Origin of the sequence: Sphingomonas phyllosphaerae (assembly GCF_029623345.1) — a bacterium.
Classification (GTDB): Bacteria; Pseudomonadota; Alphaproteobacteria; order Sphingomonadales; family Sphingomonadaceae; genus Sphingomonas; species Sphingomonas phyllosphaerae_C.
In genome coordinates this window covers 21,517-42,951 of the sequence record NZ_JAPYKH010000005.1, presented here as the reverse complement: position 1 = coordinate 42,951, position 21,435 = coordinate 21,517, and the positions used below count along the sequence as shown (strand labels likewise).

25 protein-coding genes are annotated in these 21,435 nt (G+C 70.0%); 8 read left to right on the top strand and 17 right to left on the bottom strand.

Annotated features, from left to right (window positions below):
- Nucleotides 1-23: 23 nt before the first annotated feature.
- Nucleotides 24-794, top strand: a complete 771-nt coding sequence (locus tag QBJ89_RS06600; protein ID WP_277979736.1) for a sulfite exporter TauE/SafE family protein — start codon at nt 24-26, stop codon at nt 792-794.
- 39 nt (nt 795-833) lie between these two features.
- Here QBJ89_RS06600 and QBJ89_RS06595 read toward each other — a convergent pair whose 3' ends face one another.
- Together QBJ89_RS06595 and QBJ89_RS06590 are read right to left on the bottom strand one after the other, a co-directional pair.
- Nucleotides 834-1,355 carry a carboxymuconolactone decarboxylase family protein gene (locus QBJ89_RS06595; RefSeq protein ID WP_277979735.1) on the bottom strand — a complete coding sequence of 174 codons (522 nt, stop codon included), beginning with the start codon at nt 1,353-1,355 and terminating at the stop codon, nt 834-836.
- 121 nt (nt 1,356-1,476) lie between these two features.
- Nucleotides 1,477-2,022 carry a peroxiredoxin gene (locus QBJ89_RS06590; RefSeq protein WP_277979734.1) on the bottom strand — a complete coding sequence of 182 codons (546 nt, stop codon included), beginning with the start codon at nt 2,020-2,022 and terminating at the stop codon, nt 1,477-1,479.
- Between the two features lie 143 nt (nt 2,023-2,165).
- Between QBJ89_RS06590 and QBJ89_RS06585 the strand changes: the two genes are divergently transcribed.
- Complete coding sequence (locus QBJ89_RS06585) at nt 2,166-3,068, top strand: hydrogen peroxide-inducible genes activator (protein ID WP_277979733.1); 903 nt, start codon at nt 2,166-2,168, stop codon at nt 3,066-3,068.
- 147 nt (nt 3,069-3,215) lie between these two features.
- Nucleotides 3,216-3,887, top strand: coding sequence for an energy transducer TonB (locus tag QBJ89_RS06580; RefSeq protein WP_277979732.1), 672 nt, complete (start codon nt 3,216-3,218; stop codon nt 3,885-3,887).
- Between the two features lie 133 nt (nt 3,888-4,020).
- On the opposite strand, the gene QBJ89_RS06575 is transcribed toward QBJ89_RS06580, so the two are convergent.
- Genes QBJ89_RS06575 through pgsA form a run of 3 tightly spaced genes read right to left on the bottom strand, consistent with a single transcriptional unit; the run spans nt 4,021 to nt 5,272 of the window.
- The gene (locus tag QBJ89_RS06575; protein WP_277979731.1) at nt 4,021-4,452 is read right to left on the bottom strand and encodes a molybdenum cofactor biosynthesis protein MoaE; all 432 of its coding nucleotides are present in this window, start codon (nt 4,450-4,452) and stop codon (nt 4,021-4,023) included.
- A complete protein-coding gene (moaD, locus tag QBJ89_RS06570; protein ID WP_277979730.1) occupies nt 4,449-4,700 on the bottom strand; it encodes a molybdopterin converting factor subunit 1 in 252 nt (83 codons plus the stop codon). The genes QBJ89_RS06575 and moaD overlap by 4 nt, the downstream gene beginning before the upstream one ends.
- Nucleotides 4,701-4,705: 5 nt before the next feature.
- Nucleotides 4,706-5,272, bottom strand: coding sequence for a CDP-diacylglycerol--glycerol-3-phosphate 3-phosphatidyltransferase (gene pgsA / locus QBJ89_RS06565; protein ID WP_277979729.1), 567 nt, complete (start codon nt 5,270-5,272; stop codon nt 4,706-4,708).
- 130 nt (nt 5,273-5,402) lie between these two features.
- Between pgsA and QBJ89_RS06560 the strand changes: the two genes are divergently transcribed.
- Nucleotides 5,403-6,698 carry an MFS transporter gene (locus tag QBJ89_RS06560; RefSeq protein ID WP_277979728.1) on the top strand — a complete coding sequence of 432 codons (1,296 nt, stop codon included), beginning with the start codon at nt 5,403-5,405 and terminating at the stop codon, nt 6,696-6,698.
- A 557-nt stretch (nt 6,699-7,255) separates the two neighbouring features.
- Here QBJ89_RS06560 and QBJ89_RS06555 read toward each other — a convergent pair.
- Nucleotides 7,256-7,429 carry a hypothetical protein gene (locus tag QBJ89_RS06555; RefSeq protein WP_277979727.1) on the bottom strand — a complete coding sequence of 58 codons (174 nt, stop codon included), beginning with the start codon at nt 7,427-7,429 and terminating at the stop codon, nt 7,256-7,258.
- A 95-nt stretch (nt 7,430-7,524) separates the two neighbouring features.
- On the opposite strand from QBJ89_RS06555, the gene QBJ89_RS06550 reads away from it, so the two are divergent.
- Both QBJ89_RS06550 and QBJ89_RS06545 read left to right on the top strand, forming a co-directional pair.
- The gene (locus QBJ89_RS06550) at nt 7,525-8,049 is read left to right on the top strand and encodes a gamma carbonic anhydrase family protein (protein WP_277979726.1); all 525 of its coding nucleotides are present in this window, start codon (nt 7,525-7,527) and stop codon (nt 8,047-8,049) included.
- Between the two features lie 366 nt (nt 8,050-8,415).
- Nucleotides 8,416-9,387: an NAD(P)H-dependent flavin oxidoreductase gene (locus tag QBJ89_RS06545; protein ID WP_277979725.1), complete on the top strand. Its 972-nt coding sequence runs from the start codon at nt 8,416-8,418 to the stop codon at nt 9,385-9,387.
- Nucleotides 9,388-9,670: 283 nt separating this feature from the next.
- Here QBJ89_RS06545 and QBJ89_RS06540 read toward each other — a convergent pair whose 3' ends face one another.
- Both QBJ89_RS06540 and QBJ89_RS06535 read right to left on the bottom strand, forming a co-directional pair.
- Nucleotides 9,671-10,132 carry a DUF1465 family protein gene (locus tag QBJ89_RS06540; RefSeq protein ID WP_277979724.1) on the bottom strand — a complete coding sequence of 154 codons (462 nt, stop codon included), beginning with the start codon at nt 10,130-10,132 and terminating at the stop codon, nt 9,671-9,673.
- 69 nt (nt 10,133-10,201) lie between these two features.
- A complete protein-coding gene (locus QBJ89_RS06535) occupies nt 10,202-10,411 on the bottom strand; it encodes a YdcH family protein (RefSeq protein ID WP_277979723.1) in 210 nt (69 codons plus the stop codon).
- Between the two features lie 193 nt (nt 10,412-10,604).
- On the opposite strand from QBJ89_RS06535, the gene QBJ89_RS06530 reads away from it, so the two are divergent.
- A complete protein-coding gene (locus QBJ89_RS06530; protein WP_183920558.1) occupies nt 10,605-10,763 on the top strand; it encodes a YdcH family protein in 159 nt (52 codons plus the stop codon).
- A gap of 79 nt (nt 10,764-10,842) precedes the next feature.
- On the opposite strand, the gene QBJ89_RS06525 is transcribed toward QBJ89_RS06530, so the two are convergent.
- Nucleotides 10,843-11,298: a hypothetical protein gene (locus QBJ89_RS06525; protein ID WP_277979722.1), complete on the bottom strand. Its 456-nt coding sequence runs from the start codon at nt 11,296-11,298 to the stop codon at nt 10,843-10,845.
- The gene (locus tag QBJ89_RS06520; RefSeq protein WP_277979721.1) at nt 11,295-12,047 is read right to left on the bottom strand and encodes a prepilin peptidase; all 753 of its coding nucleotides are present in this window, start codon (nt 12,045-12,047) and stop codon (nt 11,295-11,297) included. Before QBJ89_RS06520 ends, QBJ89_RS06525 begins: the two co-directional genes overlap by 4 nt.
- A gap of 312 nt (nt 12,048-12,359) precedes the next feature.
- On the opposite strand from QBJ89_RS06520, the gene QBJ89_RS06515 reads away from it, so the two are divergent.
- A complete protein-coding gene (locus QBJ89_RS06515) occupies nt 12,360-13,547 on the top strand; it encodes a thiolase family protein (protein ID WP_277979720.1) in 1,188 nt (395 codons plus the stop codon).
- 206 nt (nt 13,548-13,753) lie between these two features.
- Here the strand turns inward: QBJ89_RS06515 and QBJ89_RS06510 are convergent, their stop codons facing one another.
- From QBJ89_RS06510 to QBJ89_RS06480, 7 genes are all read right to left on the bottom strand, one after another.
- The gene (locus tag QBJ89_RS06510; protein ID WP_277979719.1) at nt 13,754-14,173 is read right to left on the bottom strand and encodes a Dabb family protein; all 420 of its coding nucleotides are present in this window, start codon (nt 14,171-14,173) and stop codon (nt 13,754-13,756) included.
- A 187-nt stretch (nt 14,174-14,360) separates the two neighbouring features.
- Nucleotides 14,361-16,445: a prolyl oligopeptidase family serine peptidase gene (locus tag QBJ89_RS06505; RefSeq protein ID WP_277979718.1), complete on the bottom strand. Its 2,085-nt coding sequence runs from the start codon at nt 16,443-16,445 to the stop codon at nt 14,361-14,363.
- A 238-nt stretch (nt 16,446-16,683) separates the two neighbouring features.
- Nucleotides 16,684-17,682 carry a quinolinate synthase NadA gene (nadA, locus tag QBJ89_RS06500; protein WP_277979717.1) on the bottom strand — a complete coding sequence of 333 codons (999 nt, stop codon included), beginning with the start codon at nt 17,680-17,682 and terminating at the stop codon, nt 16,684-16,686.
- 37 nt (nt 17,683-17,719) lie between these two features.
- Nucleotides 17,720-18,427: a DUF4230 domain-containing protein gene (locus QBJ89_RS06495; protein ID WP_277979716.1), complete on the bottom strand. Its 708-nt coding sequence runs from the start codon at nt 18,425-18,427 to the stop codon at nt 17,720-17,722.
- Nucleotides 18,412-19,275 carry an MBL fold metallo-hydrolase gene (locus QBJ89_RS06490; RefSeq protein WP_277979715.1) on the bottom strand — a complete coding sequence of 288 codons (864 nt, stop codon included), beginning with the start codon at nt 19,273-19,275 and terminating at the stop codon, nt 18,412-18,414. Before QBJ89_RS06490 ends, QBJ89_RS06495 begins: the two co-directional genes overlap by 16 nt.
- Nucleotides 19,276-19,367: 92 nt before the next feature.
- Nucleotides 19,368-20,912: a M56 family metallopeptidase gene (locus tag QBJ89_RS06485; protein WP_277979714.1), complete on the bottom strand. Its 1,545-nt coding sequence runs from the start codon at nt 20,910-20,912 to the stop codon at nt 19,368-19,370.
- A complete protein-coding gene (locus QBJ89_RS06480) occupies nt 20,909-21,277 on the bottom strand; it encodes a BlaI/MecI/CopY family transcriptional regulator (RefSeq protein ID WP_277979713.1) in 369 nt (122 codons plus the stop codon). The genes QBJ89_RS06485 and QBJ89_RS06480 overlap by 4 nt, the downstream gene beginning before the upstream one ends.
- Nucleotides 21,278-21,435: the final 158 nt, after the last annotated feature.

Genomic DNA, 21,435 nt, shown 5'->3' with positions numbered 1-21,435 from the left:
GGCGGGTGCGTTCAGGAAGGTGCATGCAGTTACTCTCTCAGCTGGACGTCGCCGGCCTGCTCCCCTTCATCGCCGTCGGTTTCGGTGCTCAGCTGGTTGACGGCGCGCTCGGCATGGCTTTCGGCGTGATCTGCAACACGCTGCTGGTGGCGGTGATGGGCGTGGCGCCAGCGCGCGCCTCCGCCAACGTCCATATTGTCGAGACCTTCACGACTGCGGTGTCGGGAATCAGCCATGCGTTGCACGGCAACATCGACCGTGGGCTGTTCCTGCGGCTGCTGATCCCCGGTGTGATCGGCGGCGTCGCAGGCGCCTATCTGCTCACCAATCTCGACGGCAACACAGTCAAGCCGTTCGTGCTCGGCTATCTCATCGCGGTGGGCATCTATCTGCTGATCCGCGGGCTGATGTTCCCGCCCAAAGTGAGCACGCCGAAGGTGGTCGAGCCGCTCGGACTGATCGGCGGCTTCATGGACGCGGCCGGGGGCGGCGGCTGGGGGCCGATCGTCACCTCCAACCTGCTGGTGCAGGGGGTTGAGCCGCGCAAGGTGGTGGGCACGGTCAGCGCGGTGGAATTCTTCCTCACCACGATCGTTTCGGCGACCTTCATCTACCATCTCGGGCTCGAGGACTTTGCCACCGCAACGATCGGTCTGCTGATCGGGGGCGTGGCTGCGGCGCCGCTCGGGGCGCTGTTCGCCAAACGGATCCCGATGAAGCTGATGCTGGTGCTGGTCGGCACCGTGTTGACGATCACCAGCACCTACGGCTTCGTGCGCGCGGTGCTGATGTGACGTCGCGGCCCCGGCGCGGCCACCGCGCCGGGGCGTCGCTCAGGCGCTGACCGAGTGGACGGTCGCGACCGCCTTCATCACCGAGGCGACGCGTACCGCGGACTGGATCACCTCGGCGGTGACCCCCGCCTTCTTGAGCACCTGCTCGTGGCTGTCGATGCACATGCCGCAGCCGTTCATCGCGCTGACCGCCAGGCTGAACAGCTCGAAGTCGACCTTGTCGATCCCTGGCGCCGCGATCACGTTCATGCGCAGCTTGGCAGGCATGCGCTGGTATTCGTCGTTCCCGGCCAGGTGGGTGAAACGGTAATAGACGTTGTTCATCGCCATCACTGCTGCCGAAGCGCGCGCGGCGTTGGCCGCCTCGGGCGAGAGCTTGTCGGCCACCTCGGCCTCGGTCGCCTCGACCAAGGGCTTGTGGCCCGAGCCGTGCGCGCAGGCGAGCAGCAGGCCGTATTTGCGCTGGTCGTTGAGCACCGTCTCGTTGAGCAAGGAGCCGACGTTGAGCCGGATGTCCTTGGCGAAGTCGGGCAAGGTGCCCGCGAATTCCTTGAGTGCCATGTCTCTCTCTCGGACGTGAGTCGCCCCGGCGCGACCGGCCGCCGCGGTTGCGCGGGGTCAGCAGCCGCCGGGGCGACGGGTAGTTGAAGGAGGCGGAACGCGCGGCCCCGCCCCCGATCGATCAGGCCGCGACCTGGAGGACGTCGTCGCCCTTGTTCCAGTTGCACGGGCACAGCTCGTCGGTCTGCAGCGCGTCGAGCACACGCAGCGTCTCGGCCGGGTTGCGGCCGACGTTGAGGCCGTTAACCTGGACCGCCTGGATCACGTTGTCGGGATCGACGATGAAGGTGGCGCGGAAGGCGACATGCTCGTTCTTGTCGACGATGCCGAGCGCGTCAGCCAGCTTGCGGCCATTGTCCGCCAGCCAAGGGAAGTCGGCCGCGGCGAGATCCGGATCCGACTTACGCCACGCCAGGTGGACGTGCGCGGTGTCGGTCGAGGCGCCGATCAGCACCGCGTCGCGGTCCTCGAAGTCACCCTTGATCTGGCTGTAGCCGACGATCTCGGTCGGGCACACGAAGGTGAAGTCCTTCGGCCAGTAGAACAGCACCTTCCACTTGCCCGGAAAGGCGGTGGTGAGGTCGAGCGTCTCGCCGGCCGGGAGCGCGCCGGTGCCCTGCTGGACGGGGACGGTGATGGCGGGGAAAGTGTCGCCGATGGTCAGCATGGAAGGCTCCTGATGAGAAAGGGAGTTCCAGCCATCCTCTCGCGTGCGGGCGGTCGGCCGCCTCTGGTTGACCCAACACTAAGAGGGTTCGCATGATCGATCAAGTCGGTTATTACGAAGCTGTTGATCGACCGAGGCGATAAATGGCAGCCATCTACCTACCCACGTTGAAGCAGCTGCAATATCTCGTGGCGCTCAAGGACAATGGGCATTTCGGCCGCGCCGCCGAAGCGTGCTTCGTCACCCAGTCGACGCTGTCGGCGGGGCTGCGCGAGCTGGAGACGCTGATCGGCGTCACGTTGGTGGAGCGCACCCGACGGGTCGTCCGCTTCACCCCGCTGGGCGAGCAGATCGCGGCCAAGGCGCGCACCGTGCTGCGCGAGGCGGAGGAGCTCGGCGACATGGCGCGTGCGGCGGGGCGGCCGCTCTCAGGCGAGATGCGGATGAGCGTGATTCCCACGATCGCGCCCTTCCTGCTGCCGCGCGTGCTGCCAAGGCTGCGACGTGATTATCCCGACCTCAAGCTATTCCTGCGCGAGGAGCCGAGCGGCCCGGCGTGCGAGGCGCTGCAAAACGGCCGCACCGACTGCGTGCTGCTCGCGCTCCCTTATGCCTGCGGCGAGGTGACGACGCTGCCGCTGTTCGACGATCATCTTTTCCTCGCCTTTCCCGCGGGCGAGATGCCCGCGACGCCCGCGGCGGTGAGCCCGGCCGAGATCGACGAAACCCGGCTGCTGCTGCTCGAGGACGGCCACTGCCTCAAGGACCATGCGCTGGCGGCGTGCAACCGCGCCGAGCTACGCGCCGAGGCGACGATGCTGGGCACCTCGCTGCATACGATGGTGCAGATGGTCGACAACGGACTGGGCGTGACGATGCTGCCCAAGATCGCGCTCGACGCCGGCATCCTGGAGCATACCAACGTCGCCGCGCGCCCGCTCGACGCGGCGCATCCGGTGCGCACGCTGGCGCTGGTCTGGCGCCGCGCCTCGCCGCGCGAGCGCGACTTCCAGCTGCTCGGCGAGGTGCTCAAGGCGGCGGGCTGAGTGGCAGAAGATGTCCCGTTTTCCGCCCATTGCGCGTCGAACCTCAACTTGACCACGCTGCGGCCGGGGCGCAGCTTCTCAGGTCCGGAGCTCGCCGATGGTCGGGCAATATGGTCCCCACGGCGCTCCAGGTTGGAGGGTTGTCGCATGGCTTATGCAGACCGGGTCCCCAGTTCGAGACGCCTCGCCACCCTCGCCGCGGTCGCCGCGATTCATGGCCTGATCGGCTATGTGTTCGTCAGCGGCATGGCGGCGAGCTTCGTCCGCGACGTGGCGACCGAACTGACCATCCGCAACATCCCGTTGGAGGCGCCGCCGCCACCTGATCCGGCGCCGCAGCCGAGGCAGACCGCGTCCAAACAGCAGCCGACCCAGACGAGCGTCACGCCCGAGCCGGTCGTGCAGACCGCGATCGACAAGCCCTTCACGATCGAGCCTGTCACGCCCATCATTCCGATCACGCCGATCATCGGTGGTGGCAGCGGCACCGTGGCGGTCACCCCGCCCCCGCCGCCGCTGAGCAGGGCCGTCGGCGTCCGCGCCCGCGGTGATCGCACGAATTGGATCTCGACCGAGGACTACCCGCCTTCCTCGATTCGGGCCGGCGAGCAGGGCGTGGTCGCGATCGCGCTCCAGGTCGACGCTGCGGGCAAGGTCACCGGGTGCAGCGTCACCGCGTCGAGCGGGCATGACGCGCTCGACCGGGCGACCTGCCGGCTCTACCAGCGCCGCGGCCGCTTCACTGCGGCGCTCGACGATGCCGGCACCCCGGTCGCCGCGACCTACACTGACCGGGTCCGCTGGGTGCTGCCGCAATGAGGTGAGCCGCGCCGCTTCAACCCACTGTTCCCCGGCGCAGGCCGGGGTCCAGCTGGGAAGGCGCAAGTGAGTCCACCCAGCCTCGCAACTGGCCCCGGCCTTCGCCGGGACACTAGCGGCACGGGACCGACCTCTACTCCCAGCGCGCCGCCGCCTCGCCGTCGCCGTCGCGCGCCTCGACCCAGCGCGCCGCGCCGTTCACCGTTTCGCGCTTCCAGAAGGGCGCGTCGGTCTTGAGCCGGTCGATCAGATAGGCGCACGCCTCCAGCGCCGCGCCGCGGTGCGGTGCGCACGTGCCGACGAAGACGATTCGCTCGCCCGGCGCCATTGGCCCGACGCGGTGGACGATCGTCGCCGCGGTGAGCGACCAGCGCGCGCTCGCCGCCGCGGCGAGACGCTCCAGTGCGACCTCGGTCGCTCCCGGGTAATGCTCCAGCTCCAGCGTGGCGACGCCGTCGTCTCCGCGCACCAGCCCGGTGAAGCTCGCCACTGCGCCGTCGCGCTCGAGTGCCGCCAGCTCGGCCGCGACGTCGATCGCGGCGGGCGAGACGGCGACGCGGATCACCCGCCCGTTACCGGCGGGAAGATCGCCACCTCGCGCGCGCCCGCGATCGACGCCTCGAGCGGCACGAACGCCTGGTCGACCGCCGCGCGCAGTCGCGCCGGCTGGGCGAATGCAGCGGCGTGACGCTCGCTCGCGGCAGCGAGCCAGGCGACAAGCTCGGCCACCGTCGTCACCGATGGCGGAGGCGTCACCTCTTCCTCGCCGACGCCGACGCGCTCGCGCACCCAGGCGAAATACAGCAGCCGCACCGCGCTCAATCCATGTGCCGCAGGCCGACGCGGAGGTAGTCCCACCCCGTCACGATCGTCAGCGCCGCCGCGCCCCACAGGCTGGCGAGCCCGACCTGGTGGACCCACACCGCCGCGGGCACCGCGCCCGAGAGGATCAAGGCACCGAGCGACACCAGCTGCAGCGTCGTCTTCCACTTGGCCAATCGCGACACCGGCAGCGACACCTGAAGGCCCGCGAGGAACTCGCGCAAACCGCTCACAGCGATCTCGCGCAGCAGGATCACCAGAGCGGCAATGATATGGACGCCGGTGATCACCGCGACATCGTCGTGGCGGGTCCCCACCAGCATGAGGATCACCGCGGCGACCATGATCTTGTCCGCGATCGGGTCAAGAAACACGCCCAGTTTGGAGACGGTGCCCTGCGCGCGCGCCAGATAGCCGTCGAAATAGTCGGTGATACCCATCAAGCAGTAAAGGCAAAAGGCGATCGCAAACCCGGCCTGCCAGTTCGGCCACCACAGGAAGGCGACCAGCAGCGGCACCATGACGATCCGCGACAGCGTCAGGAGATTGGGCAGCGACAGCATCGCCGGCCGACGTGGACCGCCCGCGCCCGCGGCGCAACCCGCGCCCGCGAAAAACAGCGTTTGGAACGCGCGCGCCCAGAGGCTATGGCCGCGACAAGTACCAACTATCCGAAGGGCCTGGTCCCGCGTCATGATCAATGCCCTCGGGCTGCTCAAGCGGCGGCGCTTCCTGCCGCTGTTCACCACCCAATTCCTCGGCGCCTTCAACGACAATCTGTTCAAGACCTCGATGGTGCTGTTCGCCACCTATGAGATCTTCGCCGATGAGACGCAGGAGAGCTTCTTCAACGCGCTGAGCGCGGCGCTCTTCATCCTGCCCTTCTTCCTGCTCTCGGCGCTGGCCGGCCAGCTCGCCGACACGATGGACAAGGCGCGGATCATCCGCATCGTCAAGACAGTGGAGATCGCGATCATGGCGGTCGGCACCGCCGGGCTGATGCTGGCACGCACCGGCGCGGTGACCTTCCCGCTGGTGCTCATGCTCACCGCGGTGACCGGGCTGGGCGTCCACTCGACCTTCTTCGGCCCGATCAAATACGCGATCCTGCCGCAGCATCTCGACGAGGACGACGTGCTCGGCGGCACCGGACTGGTCGAGGCGGGGACCTATCTGTCGATCCTGCTCGGCACCATCGTGGCGGGCTTCGTCTATCGCTCCACCGCGCTGGTGGCGGCGCTGACGTTCGCGGTGGCGCTGCTCGGCTGGCTCACCGCGCGCGCCGTTCCCCCGGCGCCGCGGCTCGGACCCAAGCTGGCGGTCGACCTCAATCCGTTCCGCGCCTCCTGGCGCCTGATCGCGGGGACGATGCACATCCCGCGGCTGTTCCTGGCGATCTGCGCGATCAGCTTCTTCTGGACGATCGGCTCGGTACTGATCATCGTCTTCCCGCCGCTGGTAAAGAACGTGCTGACCGCGGACGCGAGCGTCGCCAGCCTGGTGCTGGCGGTCTTTTCGGTCGGCGTTGCGATCGGGTCGGTGGTGATCAACCTGCTGCTGCGCGGCCAGATCTCGGCGCGCTACTCGCCCGCCTCGGTGATCGCGATGGGTCTGGCGGTGCTCGCGTTCCGCTGGGTGGTGGGACTGTGGATCCCCGCGTCGCCGGGTCATCTGTTCGACATGGTCGGCTTCCTGCACCAGCCGCACGCTGCGCTGGTGCTGCTGGCGCTGCTCGGGGTGGCGATCTTCGGCGGCATGTTCGTCGTGCCGCTCTATGCCTTCCTCACCACCACGGTGACCAAGGACCATACCGCGCGCACCGTGGCGGCGAACAACGTCGTCAACGCGGGCGCGATGACGATCGGCTCGATCGTGGTGGCGGCGATCACCGCGATGGGCGTTACTCCGGCGCAGCTGCTGCTAGTGGTGGCGGGCATGTGCGTTGTCTCCGCCTGGATCGCGCAACGGCTGCACCGCGCCTGCGACTGAGCCGGGCCGGCTCCAACATGACTCAACTTTCGCGGGCCATTTGGGTCGGCCCGAAGGTTGCCTCACAAGTGGTTGCTATTGTTCGTGAAACAGCGGCTCCACGTAGCGGAGAGACGCGGCAGCCGGTCACGCGAATGTTGCGAATGTTGAGTCGCGGGCGCGACACGCGCGAACGTTGAGCCGCTCGAGGGCTCGCGCGTAGCCGAGTTGTGGTGCCGGCGTGTGTCGTCGCGCGCGAGCGCTGGCAATGAGACAGAGCGCGGTCGAGCGTCGTGCCAGGCCGCATGCGTGTAGGACAGCGGGGAAGAGGTGAACGCGCTTGCCGTCGCCGCGCGTGCTGGATGGCGCAGCAACACGTCCTGCAAGCGTCATGCTGAACTTGCTGCCGGATCCCACAGGTCCGCACAAGCGGCGCCATGGGCTCGTGCGGCACGGTGGATCCTGAAGGAATGCAGGATGACGCCGGTGAAATGGAGGCCTTTGTCCGCCTCCACGACTCGTCGTCGCGAGCTCGCCGGCGCCACGCTGCGCCACAAAGCGCGGGCGCCGCGCCGCGATCAGGCGATCAGCGTATAGAAGCAGGTAAAGAAGGCCGAAAAGCTCAGCAGAAACAGCTTCGCATCCTCCCGCGTGCGCGTCGGCGGCGCGGCGAGAAGCGGCGGGGGCGGCGGCAGCGACCGGCGGAACGGGTGGCGGGCGCCTTCATTGGTGAGGACGAGTCTGCGATCCATGACTATGCTTTAACGCGAAATTTACTTTTAGGACCATGTTCCCCGTGCCGTGCGCGCTTCCCGCCGCGGGACAGCAGCGACAGGAGAGACGACCGATGCCGCTCTATGCCTTCAAGGGACAGCAACCGACGCTCGCCGCCCGCGCCTGGGTCGCACCGAGCGCCGACGTGATCGGCGCTGTGCGGCTGGGCGAGGATGTGGGGGTGTGGTTCGGTGCGACGATCCGGGGCGATAATACCGACATCGTGATCGGCGCGCGCAGCAACGTGCAGGAGGGCTGCACGCTTCACTCCGATCCCGGCACCCCGCTGACCATCGGCGCCGACTGCACGATCGGCCACCGCGCCATCCTGCACGGCTGCACGCTGGGCGAGCGCGTGCTCATCGGCATGGGGGCCATCGTGCTCAACCGAGCGGTGATCGGGGACGACTGCCTCGTCGGCGCGGGCGCGCTGGTGACCGAGGGCAAGGTCTTCCCGCCGCGCAGCCTGATCATCGGCAGCCCCGCGCGCGCGGTGCGCGAGCTCGACGACGCCGCGGTGGCGGCGCTGCGCGCCTCGGCGGCGCATTACGTCGAGAACGCGCACGCCGCCGCAGCGACGCTGGAGCAAGTGGAATAGGCGAGGCCCCTCGATCTGCCCGGACGCACGATGGTGTGCTGACACCATCGATCCCTCACCGCGAAGCCGAGTTATCGCGCAGGACGATGTGATGCCGTGAAGCTCATCCCGTGCCGTCATCCCGGCCCCAAGCCGGGCTACATGGTGCCGCGTCCGCTCAAGTCGTTGTTCTCGCGAAGGCATGGATGCCGGATCAAGTCCGGGATGACGGCACGGGAATCACATTCGTAAACCCTCCCACGACCGCGATGCGTAAGGCGTCCCTTGCACGAGAGCAAAGCGGAGACGTCGACGCGGCCGGCTGCGATCACGGTTGACGTGGCGTCAGCCTTGCCAGCGCCGGGGCGCCTCCACATAAACCGGATCATGTCGATCCCGCCGCTCCTGTCCCGCCTCCGGCTGCCGATCATCGGCTCGCCAATGTTCATCATATCCGGGCCGGAGCTGGTCATCGCACAGTGCAAGGCGGGGATCGTCGGGTCCTTTCCCGCGCTCAATGCGCGCCCCGAGTCGCTGCTCGACGAATGGCTCCACCAGATCACCGAGGAACTCGCGGCGCACAATCGCGCGCATCCCGACCGGCCGGCGGCGCCGTTCGCGGTCAACCAGATCGTCCATCGCTCGAACGATCGGCTCGAGCGCGACCTCGCGGTCTGCGCCACGTGGCAGGTGCCGATCACGATTACCTCGCTCGGTGCGCGCGAGGACCTCAACCACGCGGTCCACGCCTGGGGCGGGATCACGCTGCACGACGTGATCGACGACCGCTACGCGCGCAAGGCAGTCGAAAAAGGTGCCGACGGGCTGATCGCGGTCGCCGCCGGCGCCGGCGGCCACGCGGGCAAGCTCTCGCCCTTCGCGCTGGTGCAGGAGATCCGCGCCTGGTTCGACGGCCCGCTGGCGTTGTCGGGCGCGATCGCCACCGGCGACGCGGTGCTCGCGGCGCAGGCAATGGGCGCGGACTTGGCGTATATCGGCTCCGCCTTCATCGCCACCGAGGAGGCGCGCGCCGACACGCGCTACAAGCAGGGGATCGTCGACGGCGGCGCGGCCGACATCGTGTACACCGACCTCTTCACCGGCGTGCACGGCAACTATCTGCGCGGATCGATCGCCGCGGCCGGGCTCGACCCCGACAACCTGCCGCAGGGCGACTTTCGCACGATGGACTTCGGCTCGGCCGCGGGCAACGAGGGCGGCGCCAAGGCCAAGGCGTGGCGCGATATCTGGGGCTCGGGCCAGGGCATCGGCGCGGTCGACCGGGTCGAGCCGGTGGCCGATCGGGTGGAGCGGATCGCGCGCGAATATGCGGCGGCGCGGGCGCGGATCGGCGCGTGAGGAGTTGAGGAGGGTAGCGCGGGCGCGTGCGGCCGTGCTGGGTCGATGTTGTCGGCGCGGAGTGTCATCGCATCCTTTCGTCCGTCACTCCCGCGGAGGCGGGAATCCAGACGCGCAGGCCCTGGATGGAGCCGCATCGTCAGCGTGTCTGGGTCCCCGCCTCCGCGGGGCTGACGGCGGAAGGGAATAGAGCGCGACGACAGGAGACGGCCTGTCCTGAGCTTACCTCGCCTTCTGCCACCGCTCCTGTCCGTTTCGACCGTCTTAGAACGTCGCGCCCGCCTCAGAATGCGGTCGTGAGCCGGTCGAGCATCGAGCGCGCCGGGCTCGTCGACGGCTGATCCGCCACCTGCGCGCGATCGAGGCGGGCGACGCGGCGGTGCAGCTCACTGCTCGCGGCGATCATCGCGCGCGCGCGCTCGGGCAACGCCTCGACCTCACCCGGCTCGGTCACGGGCGCGGCGCCGAGCCGGCGCGCCGGGTCGATCGCCTGGCCAGGCGTCAGCTCGCCCGCGATCACGGCGCGCTGGATCAGCAGCCAGGCGATCACGTGCATCAGCCGTGTCGTCACCTTGAGCGACTCGCAGCTGAACGTCACCCGCTCGATCGGCGCGAGCGACTCGCGTTCGGCACGTCCGCCCTCGTCGAAATAGTGGCGCGCCTCGTCGGCGAGCACCATCGCTTCCATGTAGACGGTGTCGATCAGCCGCCGCTGCATTCGCTCGGCGTCGAGTAGCTGTGCCATGCCGTTGATTCTGCCACGAACTGCCGCGCGCCGCCAAGCGCGTTGACCATCTTTCGCGCGAGCCTGCGCTCAGGCGATGATGTCGGGGATGATCTGATCCTCGAGCAGCGCGATCTCGTCGCGCAGCCGCAGCTTGCGCTTCTTCAGCCGCATCAGCTGGAGCTGGTCGGCGGTAGCGCCCTCGCCCAGCGCGGCGATCGCGGCGTCGAGGTCGCGGTGCTCGACCCGCAGCGCCCCGAGCCGCGCCGCGATCTCCACCTCGTCCGCGTCCGCCTGCATCTGCCACCCCCTTGATCGTGCGCCGCCGTCCCTAGCAGCGGCGCCCGCTTCCTCCCTAGCGCAAACGGCGCGCGCCGCACGAGTCGTCGCATCGTCGCGGCGGTCGATCGAGCGTCATCAAATGACACGCGACTCTTCGGGCGTTTCGTGTTTTTATCCGGAGTCCCGTTCAACCAAGAAGGAGGCTACTGCCATGCAGACCGCGCACCTCTCGGCCCTGGAAGCGAAGCACGCGACGCTCGAGCAGCGCATCGCCAGTGAGTCGCAGCGACCGGCGCCGAACACGATCGTGATCGCGGACCTGAAGAAGCAGAAGCTCAGGCTGAAGGAGGAAATCGACTCGCTGCACTGACGCGCCAGCGTCGGCGGCACGAGCCGTGGGCAGGGGCCCGGCGGACATGGTCCGCCGGGCCTTTCTCATGGCGTCCCGCTCAGCGCGACTTGGCGGCACTGGGCGCGCAGCCGACCAGTCCGGCGAGCGGTACCACGAGTGTGTCCTGCCCCGGACGGTCGAGCCGCAGCGTCGCGCTGGGCACCGCGGCGCCGTTGTTGAGATTGGGGCGCGGCTCGATCGTGAGCTGCACCGTCGCGGTCATGTCGTCGGCTCGATAGACCGACTCGGCGTTGAGCCCGAGCGCGACCGTGCCCGCCGACGCGGCGCGCGGTAGGTCGCGGATCGCGCCGTCGAGCGCGATCCGCAGCGTTGCCGGATCCGCGGCGGCCACCGCGGCGAGCCCGCGCACCTGGCCGGTGGAGAAGAGATAAGCGGCGCAGCCGCGCGCGGGCAGTTCCTGGCGCGGCAACGTGCTGAGCGGGAGGCCGTCGATCGAGTCGGCCGGGAGCGCCGGCGCGACCTGGACCAGCGCGAGCAGGAGAGCGAGCGTCATGGCGCCGAGACTATCATGGCGAGCCACGCCGGATAAGCCGCGATCGCCAGCAGCGTCCCCAGCGGCAGCGCGTCGTCGCGCGCCAGCCCGCGCCCGCGCAGGTGCTGGAACGCGACCCAGCCGAGCCCGATCAGCCCTGCCACGAGCAGTACCGCTGGGAGCAGCCGCCAGCCGAGCCACAGCCCGATCGCGCCGAGCAGCTTGGGGTCGCCCCCGCCCAGCCCATCGCGCCCGCGCCAGTGGCGGTAGCCGGCCGCGACGAGCCACAGCAGCGCGAAGCCGGCGACACCGCCGATCACGCGCTCGGCGAGATCGGGCGGGCACCACCAGGCGCTCGCCGCACCGCCGAGCGCAAGCGCGGCGACCAGCTCGTCGGGTAGCCAGAAGTCGCTCGCATCGAGCATCGCGAGCACCAGCAGCAGCCAGCCGAACAGCGCCCCCGCCGCTGCTTCCCAGCCCGGCGCGGCGAGCCCGGCGGCGACTCCGATCACGGCGCAGCCCGCCTCGACGAGCAGGTGGCGCTGGTCGATCGCGGCGCCGCAGCTGCGGCACTTGCCGCGCGCGACCGCGCCGCTGACGAGCGGCACCAGCTCGTGCGCCGCGAGCGTGCGACCGCACGAGTCGCACGCCGAGCGGCCGGTGAGCACCGAGCGCCCGGCCGGCCAGCGCACCGCGATCGTCGCGAGGAAACTGCCGACGATCGCGCCGAGCACGCCCAGCAGCGCGGGCCAGACGAGCGGATCAGCCATGGTGAGGCGCCGGCCGGCGACGCAAACCGGGCGCCCCACCAACCACTCGCTGTTCCCCGGCGAAGGCCGGGATCCAGTAGGGAAGGCTGTCGTGACTGAAATGCGAGTTGGCCCACCTGGGCCCCGGCCTGCGCCGGGGAACAAGAAGGGAGAAAGGTGCGGCGGCGAAGGCGCTCGACGAGCGCTCGCCCTGCCCCGTCCACCGCTCGCTCGCTGCCGTCCCGCTGGTCACCCGCGACCGCCTAGCGGTTTGTAAAGCACCCCGCGAGCGATTAGATGCGGCGCAACATATCGCACGAGAGGAACCCCGCCATGGCCACCGATCCCGTCGTCATCCTGTCCTACGCGCGCACGCCAATGGGCTCGATGCAGGGCAGCCTGGCGGGGCTGAGCGCGAGCGAGCTCGGTGCGGCGGCGGTGAAGGCCGCGGTCGAGCGCGCCGGGGTCGACGCCGCCGCAGTGGAGCGGATCTACATGGGCAACGTGCTCTCCGCCGGGGTCGGCCAGGCGCCCGCGCGCCAGGCCGCGATCCGCGCCGGGCTCGGCGAGCATGTCGAGGCCACCACGCTCAACAAGGTGTGCGGCTCGGGCATGCAGGCGGCGATCCTCGGCAGCGACGCGCTCGCCGCGGGCTCGATCGATCTTCTCGTTGCGGGCGGGATGGAGAGCATGACCAACGCCCCCTATCTCTCCAAGGCGCACCGCGGCGGTGCGCGGATCGGCCACGACCGGTTGTTCGACCACATGTTCCTCGACGGGCTCGAGGATGCCTATGACGCCGGTAAGGCGATGGGCGTGTTCGCGGAGGACACCGCGCAGGAGTATCAGTTCACCCGCCAGGCGCAGGACGATTTCGCGATCGCCTCGCTCCAGCGCGCGCAGGCGGCGCAGCAGAGCGGCGCGTTCGACCGCGAGATCGTCAGCGTCGACGTCGTCGGGCGCAAGGGCACCACCACGGTGAGCGTCGACGAGCAGCCGAGCAAGGGCGACATCACCAAGATCCCGACGCTCAAGCCCGCCTTCGCCAAGGAAGGCACGATCACCGCGGCGAACGCCTCGTCGATCTCGGACGGCGCCGCCGCGCTGGTGCTGACCCGGCTGTCGATCGCGGAGAAGTTGGGGATCACGCCGGTGGCGCGGATCGTCGCGCATGCCGCGCATGCGCACCGCCCCGCGCGCTTCACCACCGCGCCGGTGCCGGCGATGAAGAAGGTGCTGGAGCGCGCCGGCTGGAGCAAGGACGAGGTCGACCTGTGGGAGGTCAACGAGGCCTTCGCCTGCGTCGCGATGGTGGCGATGCAGGAGCTCGCGCTCGATCACGAGGTGGTGAACGTCAACGGCGGCGCCTGCGCGCTGGGTCACCCGATCGGCGCGTCGGGCGCGCGCATCCTGGCGACGCTGCTGGCGGCGCTGGAGAACCGCGGCGCCAAGCGCGGCGTCGGCTCGCTGTGCATCGGCGGGGGCGAGGCGGTCGCGATGGCGGTCGAGCTGATGCACTGAGGGCCGGGAGCGGCGCGGCTCGGGTGGTCGCGCGCGCTCCGCTCTTTTGTCAGCACGCTTGTCCGGCCCGCTTCACGCGCTTCCGTACCCCGGCGAAGGCCGGGGTCCAGCTGGGGAACGCCGGTGAGATCCACGAAGGCCTTCCAACTGGGCCCCGGCCTTCGCCGGGGAACGGGAGGACAGGGGCCATCGCCCGCCCCCTTACCTCACGCGCTGAGCACGTCGTACACCGTCACCTTGCGCCACAGCGGCTCGCATGCGGCGACGAAGGCGCGGTGGATCGGATGGTCCTGATAGGCCTTCTGGTCGGCGACATTGTCGAAGAACATCAGCTCGGACACGTCCCAGCTCGAGTCGATCACGTCGCGCTGCTCGGTCGGCGCGGGCACGCCGATATGGAGGCCGCGCAGCGCGGGGATGCCCGCCAGCGTGCGCAGCCCGGCAATCAGCTTGGCGCGATCGGCCGCATCGCCGGGGTTCTTGAGCCAGAAGAAGACGTGATGGACCACTTTGGCGGGGATTGCGGGGGCGGCCGCCTCGGCCTCGCCCGCCGCGGCGGTCGCGGCCACCGCCCCGGCGCCGCCGAGCGCCATCATCATCATCAGGTCCCGCCGGCTGCTCTCCACGCGCTTGCTCCCGTAAGTATCTTGGATGGCGCCCTTGTCTGGAAGCGGACGGGGGCGAGTCAAGGTATTTGGGGCGGAGCTCCACCTTCACCGTTTCCCGGCGAAGGCCGGGGGCCAGTCGGGCGGGCGGTGGTGAGACTCACCGGAGTCTCCCACCTGGGCCCCGGCTTCCGCCGGGGCACACTCTTCACTTCCCCATCAGCTCGCGCCGCAGGAACGCGTCGAGCAGCGCGGCGCGGTTGGCGTCCTCGGCGTGATCGGCGCCGACCGCGTGGCCACCCTCCAGATACTCGTGGAAATAGACCGGGTTGCCCTTGGCCTTGAGCAGTGCCGCCAGCTTGCGTGCGTGGCCGGGATGGACGCGATCGTCCTTGGTCGAGAGATAGAAGAAGGCGGGCGGGTAACGCACACCGTCGCGCACGTTCTGATACGGCGAGTAGCGGCGGATGAAGGCCCAGTCGGCGGGTTTGTCGGGGTCGCCGTACTCGTCGATCCACGAGGCGCCGGCGGACAGGTGCGCGTAGCGCTTCATATCCTCCAGCGGCGAGCCCGCGATGATCGCGCCGTACAGATCGGGCCGCTGCGTCAGCGCCACGCCCACCAGCAGCCCGCCGTTGGAGCGCCCCGACACTGCGATCTTCTTCTTCGCCGATACGCCGGTGGACACCAGATCCTCGGCCACCGCGTGAAGGTCGTCGTAGACGTTCTGGCGCTTCTCGCGCAGCCCTGCCTGATGCCAGCGCGGGCCATACTCACCACCGCCGCGCAGATTGGCGAGCACATAGGCGCCGCCCTGCTCGACCCAGAACAGCGCCAGCGGCCCGGCGCGATAGGGCTGGCCGGTGAGATAGGTCGGCGTCTGCGCCAGCTTGAACCCGCCGTACGCGTGGATCAGCGCGGGCGCGGGTGCCTTGGCGCCCTTCTTGGTGACGAGGAAATAGGGCACCCGTGTGCCGTCACGTGACGTGGCGAAGCGCTGGGCCACGGCGAACCGGCTCGCGTCGAAGCGCGCTGGCAGCGATTGGACGACGCGCGGCGCGCCCTGCTCGCCCGCGACGTACAGCGTCGGCGGCGTCAGCATGCCTTCGACCGAGACGAAGGTCTCGTCGCTGGCGCCAATCTGGGTCGCGAGATGCACCGTGCTGTTGCCCGGCAGCGCGACCGCGCGTTGCGTCCATCTGCCGTCGCCGCTCCGGCGCAGCGCGAGCAGCTTGCCCGAGACGTCGTCGAGGAGCTTGACCCAGAGCACGTGGTCGCTCGCCCCCGCCTCCTCGATCGCCTGCCGCTCGGTCGGCGCGAGCACCAGCTCGGGCGTCGCGCGGCGGCCGGCGGCAATGTCGGCGAGCGACCAGGCGACCAGCGCACCCGCGGGGAAGCCGAGCGCGCCCTGGCTCAGCCGCGCCACGACGCGGCCGTCGATCACCTCCATCACGTCGGCGTTCTTGGGCAGGCCGAGCGGGACAAAGCGGCCGTCGTCGGTGCCGAGCAGCAGGGCGCGATCGAAGAAGCTGCGCCCGACGCTGATCATCGGCCATCGACGTTTCGCATCGACGAAGGCGAGCGGGGTCACTTCCACCGCGGTGACCGGCGACTCATGCACCAGCTTCGCGTCCGCGAGCGGGGTGCCGCGCTTCCACCGTTTGACGATGCGCGGGTAGCCCGAGTCGGTCAGCGAGCCCTTGCCCCAGTCGGTCGCGACCAGCAGCGTGTCAGCGTCGACCCAGGCGGCGTCGTTCTTCGCCTCCGGCACGACGAAGCCGCCCTCGACGAAACGGCCGGTGGTCAGGTCGAACTCGCGCACCACCTGCGCGTCGGTGCCGCCGTTGCTGAGCTCGACGAGACAGCGCGCATAGGCCGGCTCGAGGCAGCTCGCGCCGTGCCACACCCAGCTCTTGCCCTCGGCCTTGCCGAGTGCGTCGACGTCGATCAGCGTGCGCCACTTGGGCTTGCCCGCACGATAGTCGGCGAGCGGCGACACCCGCCACAGCCCGCGCGGATTGCGCGCGTCGCGCCACAGATTGGTGACCTGGTCGCCGAGCACCGCGTTGGGGTCGGCGATCTGCGCCTCGTCGTCGAGGATCTCGCGCGCGCGGGCGCGATCCTGCGGGAAGCGCGGGTCCTTGGTGAGCGCCGCCTCGGTCTCGGCATTCCACGCCTTGACCTGATCGAGCGCGCGCGCGCCCTCGATCTCCTCGAGCCAGCGATACGGGTCGGCAACGGGTGCGGCGGCGGCAATCAGCGGAAGGAGGGCGAGCGGGAGGAGGGTCTTCATCGCCGCCCTGCGTAACGATGGCGGCGGTGGAGGGGAAGCGCGCGGGTGGCGGGGGATGGTGGACGGCAGAGGAAACCGGAAGTCATCCCAGTCATACCCGCCGTCGACCCGGACTGGGTCCGGGATCCATCGTTCCGCGCGCCCAGCGGCCGGCGCGGATGTGGTCGGGTGGATCCCGGACCAAGTCCGGGATGACGGACGAAGGAGAGCAGACGAGGTGGTGGTGCGCCCGCCTCCGTCAGTCCCCCGTCACCTTCACCTTGCCGAGGTCGCCCTGCCCCATCGTCGCACCGGCCATGCTCATCATCGCGTCGAGGCTCTTCTTCGCACGCAGCCGCAGACCCTCCTCGATCTCGATCCGCGGGCTCAGGTCGCGCAGCGCGAGATACAGTTTCTCCATCGTGTTGAGCGCCATGTACGGGCAGATGTTGCAGTTGCAATTGCCGTCCGCGCCGGGCGCGCCGATGAAGCGCTTGTCCGGCAGCGCCTTCTCCATCTGGTGGATGATGTGCGGCTCGGTCGCGACGATCAGCGTCTCGCCCGGCATCGCCATCGCATATTCGAGGATGCCGCGGGTCGAGCCGACATAATCGGCATGGTCGAGGATCACCGCGGGGCATTCCGGGTGCGCCACCACCGGCGCGCCGGGATACTCGGCCTTGAGCTTGAGCAGCTCGGTCTCGCTGAACGCCTCGTGGACGATGCACACGCCCGGCCACAGGATCAGGTCGCGCCCGGTCTTGCGCGCGAGATAACCGCCCAGGTTGCGGTCAGGACCGAAGATGATCTTCTGCTCGGGCGGGATCTTGGCGAGGATCGTCTCGGCCGAGGAGGAGGTGACGATGACGTCGCTCAGCGCCTTCACCGCGGTCGAGCAGTTGATGTAGGTCAGCGCGATCGCGTCGGGGTGCTGCGCGCGGAAGGCGGCGAACTGGTCGGGCGGGCAGCTGTCCTCGAGCGAGCAGCCCGCGTCCATGTCGGGCAGCACCACGGTCTTCTGCGGCGACAGGATCTTGGCGGTCTCGGCCATGAAGCGCACGCCGCAGAAGGCGATCACGTCGGCGTCGGTCGCCTGCGCCTTGCGGCTGAGGTCGAGGCTGTCGCCGACGAAGTCGGCCAGGTCCTGGATCTCGGGCTTCTGGTAATAATGCGCCAGGATCACGGCGTTGCGCTCCTTGCGGAGGCGGTCGATCTCGGCGCGCAGGTCGAGCCCGGCGAGGTTGGTCGGCTGGTCCATGGGTGCGCAGATGGCCCGGCAGCGCCGCGGGATCAAGTCAGCTGCTGTTGCCGAGCACTTCCTCGAGCGAACGGCTGAGGTCCCAGCGCTCGCTGCTGCCGTCGCGCGGCTCGCCGGCGAAGCGCACCGTGACGGTCACGGGCAGCCCGGCCGCGTCGAGGCTACCCGCGAACAGCCGCTCCAGCGCGACGCGGCCGTTGTCGCGCGCCTTGCGCATGTTCTCGGGCTCGCGCGCCTTGGCGGCGACGACCGCGGTCGCCTTGGCCGAGACCATCTTCTGCAGCTCGGCCATCGCGCCGCGCGGCGGCAGGAAGCCGGTGGTGGTGTCGAGCGTGACGCGGCTCTCGTCGACGTTGGGATTGCCGACGACGACGTCGGGCACCTCGACCAGCAACGTGCGCCGGCGCGAGTCGTAGCGGAAGTCGCGCGGCGCCAGCGCGCCGAGGTCGACGAAATAGTCGACGTCGTAGGGCGCCTTGATCAGCCGCACGTAGCGCAGCCAGCCGAACATCCGGGTGGTGGCCGCGGTCGACTGCACCGTGCCGGCGAGATGGCTGACGCGCAGATCGCTGCTGCCGTACAGCCGCCCGGCGACCACGCGCGCCACCGCGACGCCGTCATCATCGGTCGTCACGGTGTAGCGCTCGGTATAATAACGATAGCCGACGAAGGTCGCGACCAGGATCGCGGTGGCGATCGCCAGCGACACCAGCAGCCTGCCCAGCCCGGTCAGGTGATCCGCCACGCGCCCTCCTCCTGTGTCGCCACGCCGCGCCGCTCCAGATCGACCAGATGCGCCAGCACCGAGCGCGCCGCCGCCCCCGCCAGCCGTGGGTCGAGCCCGACGTACATGCGCTCGACCAGCGCGGCGACGGTGTGCGGCGCGGTGCCGAGCAGCCGGACGATCTGCCCCTCGCGCTGCTTGCGGTGCCCGAGCATGCCGCGCACCAGCCGCTGCGGCCGCTCCACCGCCTCGCCATGGCCGGGGTAATAGACGCGGTCGTCGCGCGCGAGCATCGTCTCCAAGCTGGCGAGATACTCACCCATGTCGCCGTCGGGCGGCGAGATCACGCTGGTGGCCCAGCCCATCACATGGTCGCCCGAGAAGAGCGCCTTGCTCTCCTCCAGCGCGTAGGCGAGATGCTGGCTGGTGTGGCCCGGCGTGGCGAGCGCGGTGAGCGTCCAGCCGTCGCCGCTCACGCTGTCGCCGTCGGCGAGGACGCGGTCGGGGGCATAGTCGCGATCGAACGCGGCATCGACCGCGGCGCCCTCGCCCGCCACGCCGCGCACCATCGCGGCGGCGCCGACGATCGGCGCACCGGTCGCGGCGGCGAGCGCGCGCGCGGCGGGGGAATGGTCGCGGTGGTGGTGGGTGATCAGGATGGCGCGAACCGGGCGTCCCGCGATCGCGGCGTGGAGCGCGGCGAGATGCCCGGCATCGTCGGGGCCGGGATCGATCACTGCGACATCGTCACGCCCGACGATATGGGTCTGCGTCCCCGTGTAGGTATAGGCCGAGGCGTTAGGGGCGAGCACGCGAGTGACGAGCGGCTCGAGCGGCACGGCCACGCCGGTGGGAGGAGGCTTCGCCATCGCGCCACCAGATGGCGGCTGCGCGACGGCGAAGCAAGCGGGGGCGAAGCAAGCGGGGGCGAAGCAAGCGGGGGCGAAGCAAGCGACGTTGCTCAGTCGTCGTCGCGCTGCGCCATCTCGTCGCGCAGCTCACGCAACGCCTGCTCAACCCCCTGCACCGCCTCGCGGCGCGCCTCGGCGGGCATGTCGCGGTTGGCGGCGAGCTGCGCGCGGGTCTGCTCCAGGCTGGCGAGCGCGGTGCGCATCGCGCCGTCGCGCTGTCCGCGCGCCTCTACCGCCGCCCGGCTCGCCTCGCGCGCGGCGCGCTCGACATGGTCGGAGCAGATCACGGTGACGCGCTGGCCATCCTGCGTCGCGCTCATCACGAAGCGCGTCGGCTGGCCGCCGCAGCGGCGGCTGGCCACCGGCGGCACCGGCGGCAGCGGCGGAACCGCGGCGAAGGCCGGCACCGGTGGCAGCGGCGCGACCGGGGGCACCGGTGGGGTCGGCACCGGGTGCGCCGCGATATAGTCGGCCGCGTCCTGGTCCTCGTAGGTCGTGGTTCGGCCGTCGTGCACGATCGTGACCCGCTGGCCGTGGTGGCCGGCCGCGGGCACCGCTCGCACGCTCGACACCGCCGGCGCGGCGCGCGGCTTGGGGAAGCTTGCCATCAGCGACAGCGCGTCGTCGAACGCATGCGGGTCGATCCCGACCGCCTCCTCGACTCCGCCCCGCATCCGCTCCGCCGCCTGGGTGCCCGAGGCGGTGAGCCCGAGCGCGCCGAGCGCGATCGCGGCGGTGGCGGCGACGCCGAGCGTCGTCCGGGTGCGCGAGGCGCGCGTCTTGCTCAACATGCGCAGTCTCCCTTTCAGGTCCTTGACGGTGTGGAGGTGGCAGGTGGCGGTCACGGCGCGGCCATGCGCCGCCTTGACGATCGCGCAGCCGTAGGCGTGGCGCGAGGCACCGCCGAGCCGCACGAGCACGCCTGCGTCATTGGCCATCTCCTGGTCGGCGCGGAAAGCGCGGAAGGCGATCCAGGCAAGCGGGTTGAACCAGTGGAGCGCGAGCACCGCCAGCGCCACCCAATTGGCGACGAGGTCGCCGCGGCGGTGATGGCCCAGCTCATGCTCGAGCGCGAGCGCGCGCTCCTCGGCGTCGAAGCGCGCGGCGAAGTCGCGCGGGAAGGCGACGACCTTGTCGAACACGCCGAACGCCACCGGTCCGCTCGCCGCCTCGCTCTGCACGATCGTGATCGCGCCGACGCGGTCGACCGCGATGCCGCGCCGCAGCAGCCGGTAGCGGAACCGCCAGTAATCGGCGACCTGCCACAACAGCAGCGCGACCGCGCCGGCGGCCCAGGTACCGAGCACGATCGCCGGCAGCAGCGACGCCGTCTGCGGCACCAGCGCGGGCAGCGCGGTGACCGGCTCGAGCGCGTGGGCGATCGGCGCGGCGGCGGGCAGCGAGGCAAGCGTCGGCAGCGCCTCGGCGCGCCAGCCCGCGGGCAAGGGCGGGAGCAGCAGCCGCAGCGCCGGGATCGCCCACAGCGCGTAAGCGACCGGCGCGCCGAAGGCCCGCCGCACCGACGCGCGTAGCGCCAGCACCGCCAGCATCAGCAGCGCCGACGCGAGCAAGGCTTCCATGGCCCAGCCGATCATTGCTTCAACTCCCGCAGAAGTGCCTCGATCTCCGTGATGTCCTGCTCGGTCAGCGCATCGCGCTCGGCGAGGTGCGCGACCAGGGGCGTGAGCCGGCCGCCGAACAGCCGGTCGATCAACCGACGCGACTCGCCCTCGACATACTCCTCGCGCTGCACCGCCGGGCTGTACAGGTAGCGGCGGCCGTCGACGTCGTGGCGCACTGCCTCCTTCGCGAGCAGCCGGCCGAGCAAGGTCTTTACCGTCGCGGCGCTCCAGCCGCGCGCGGGGTCGACCCGCTCGGCCACGTCCTGTGCGGTAAGCGGGCTGTCGTCCCACAGCACCTCCATTACCGCATGCTCGGCATCGCTGATCCGCTCGGCCACGACTCGCTCCTATCGACTACAGGTGTAATCATGCCAGCGATTACAGCTGTAGTCAAACGCGCGAACGAGGGTCGGCCTGCCGCTATCGCTTGCTTTTTGAGCGGTTCGGGATCTCGCTTCAGCCGACCAGAAGAATGCGGCGGAATAGCGCGGGGCCT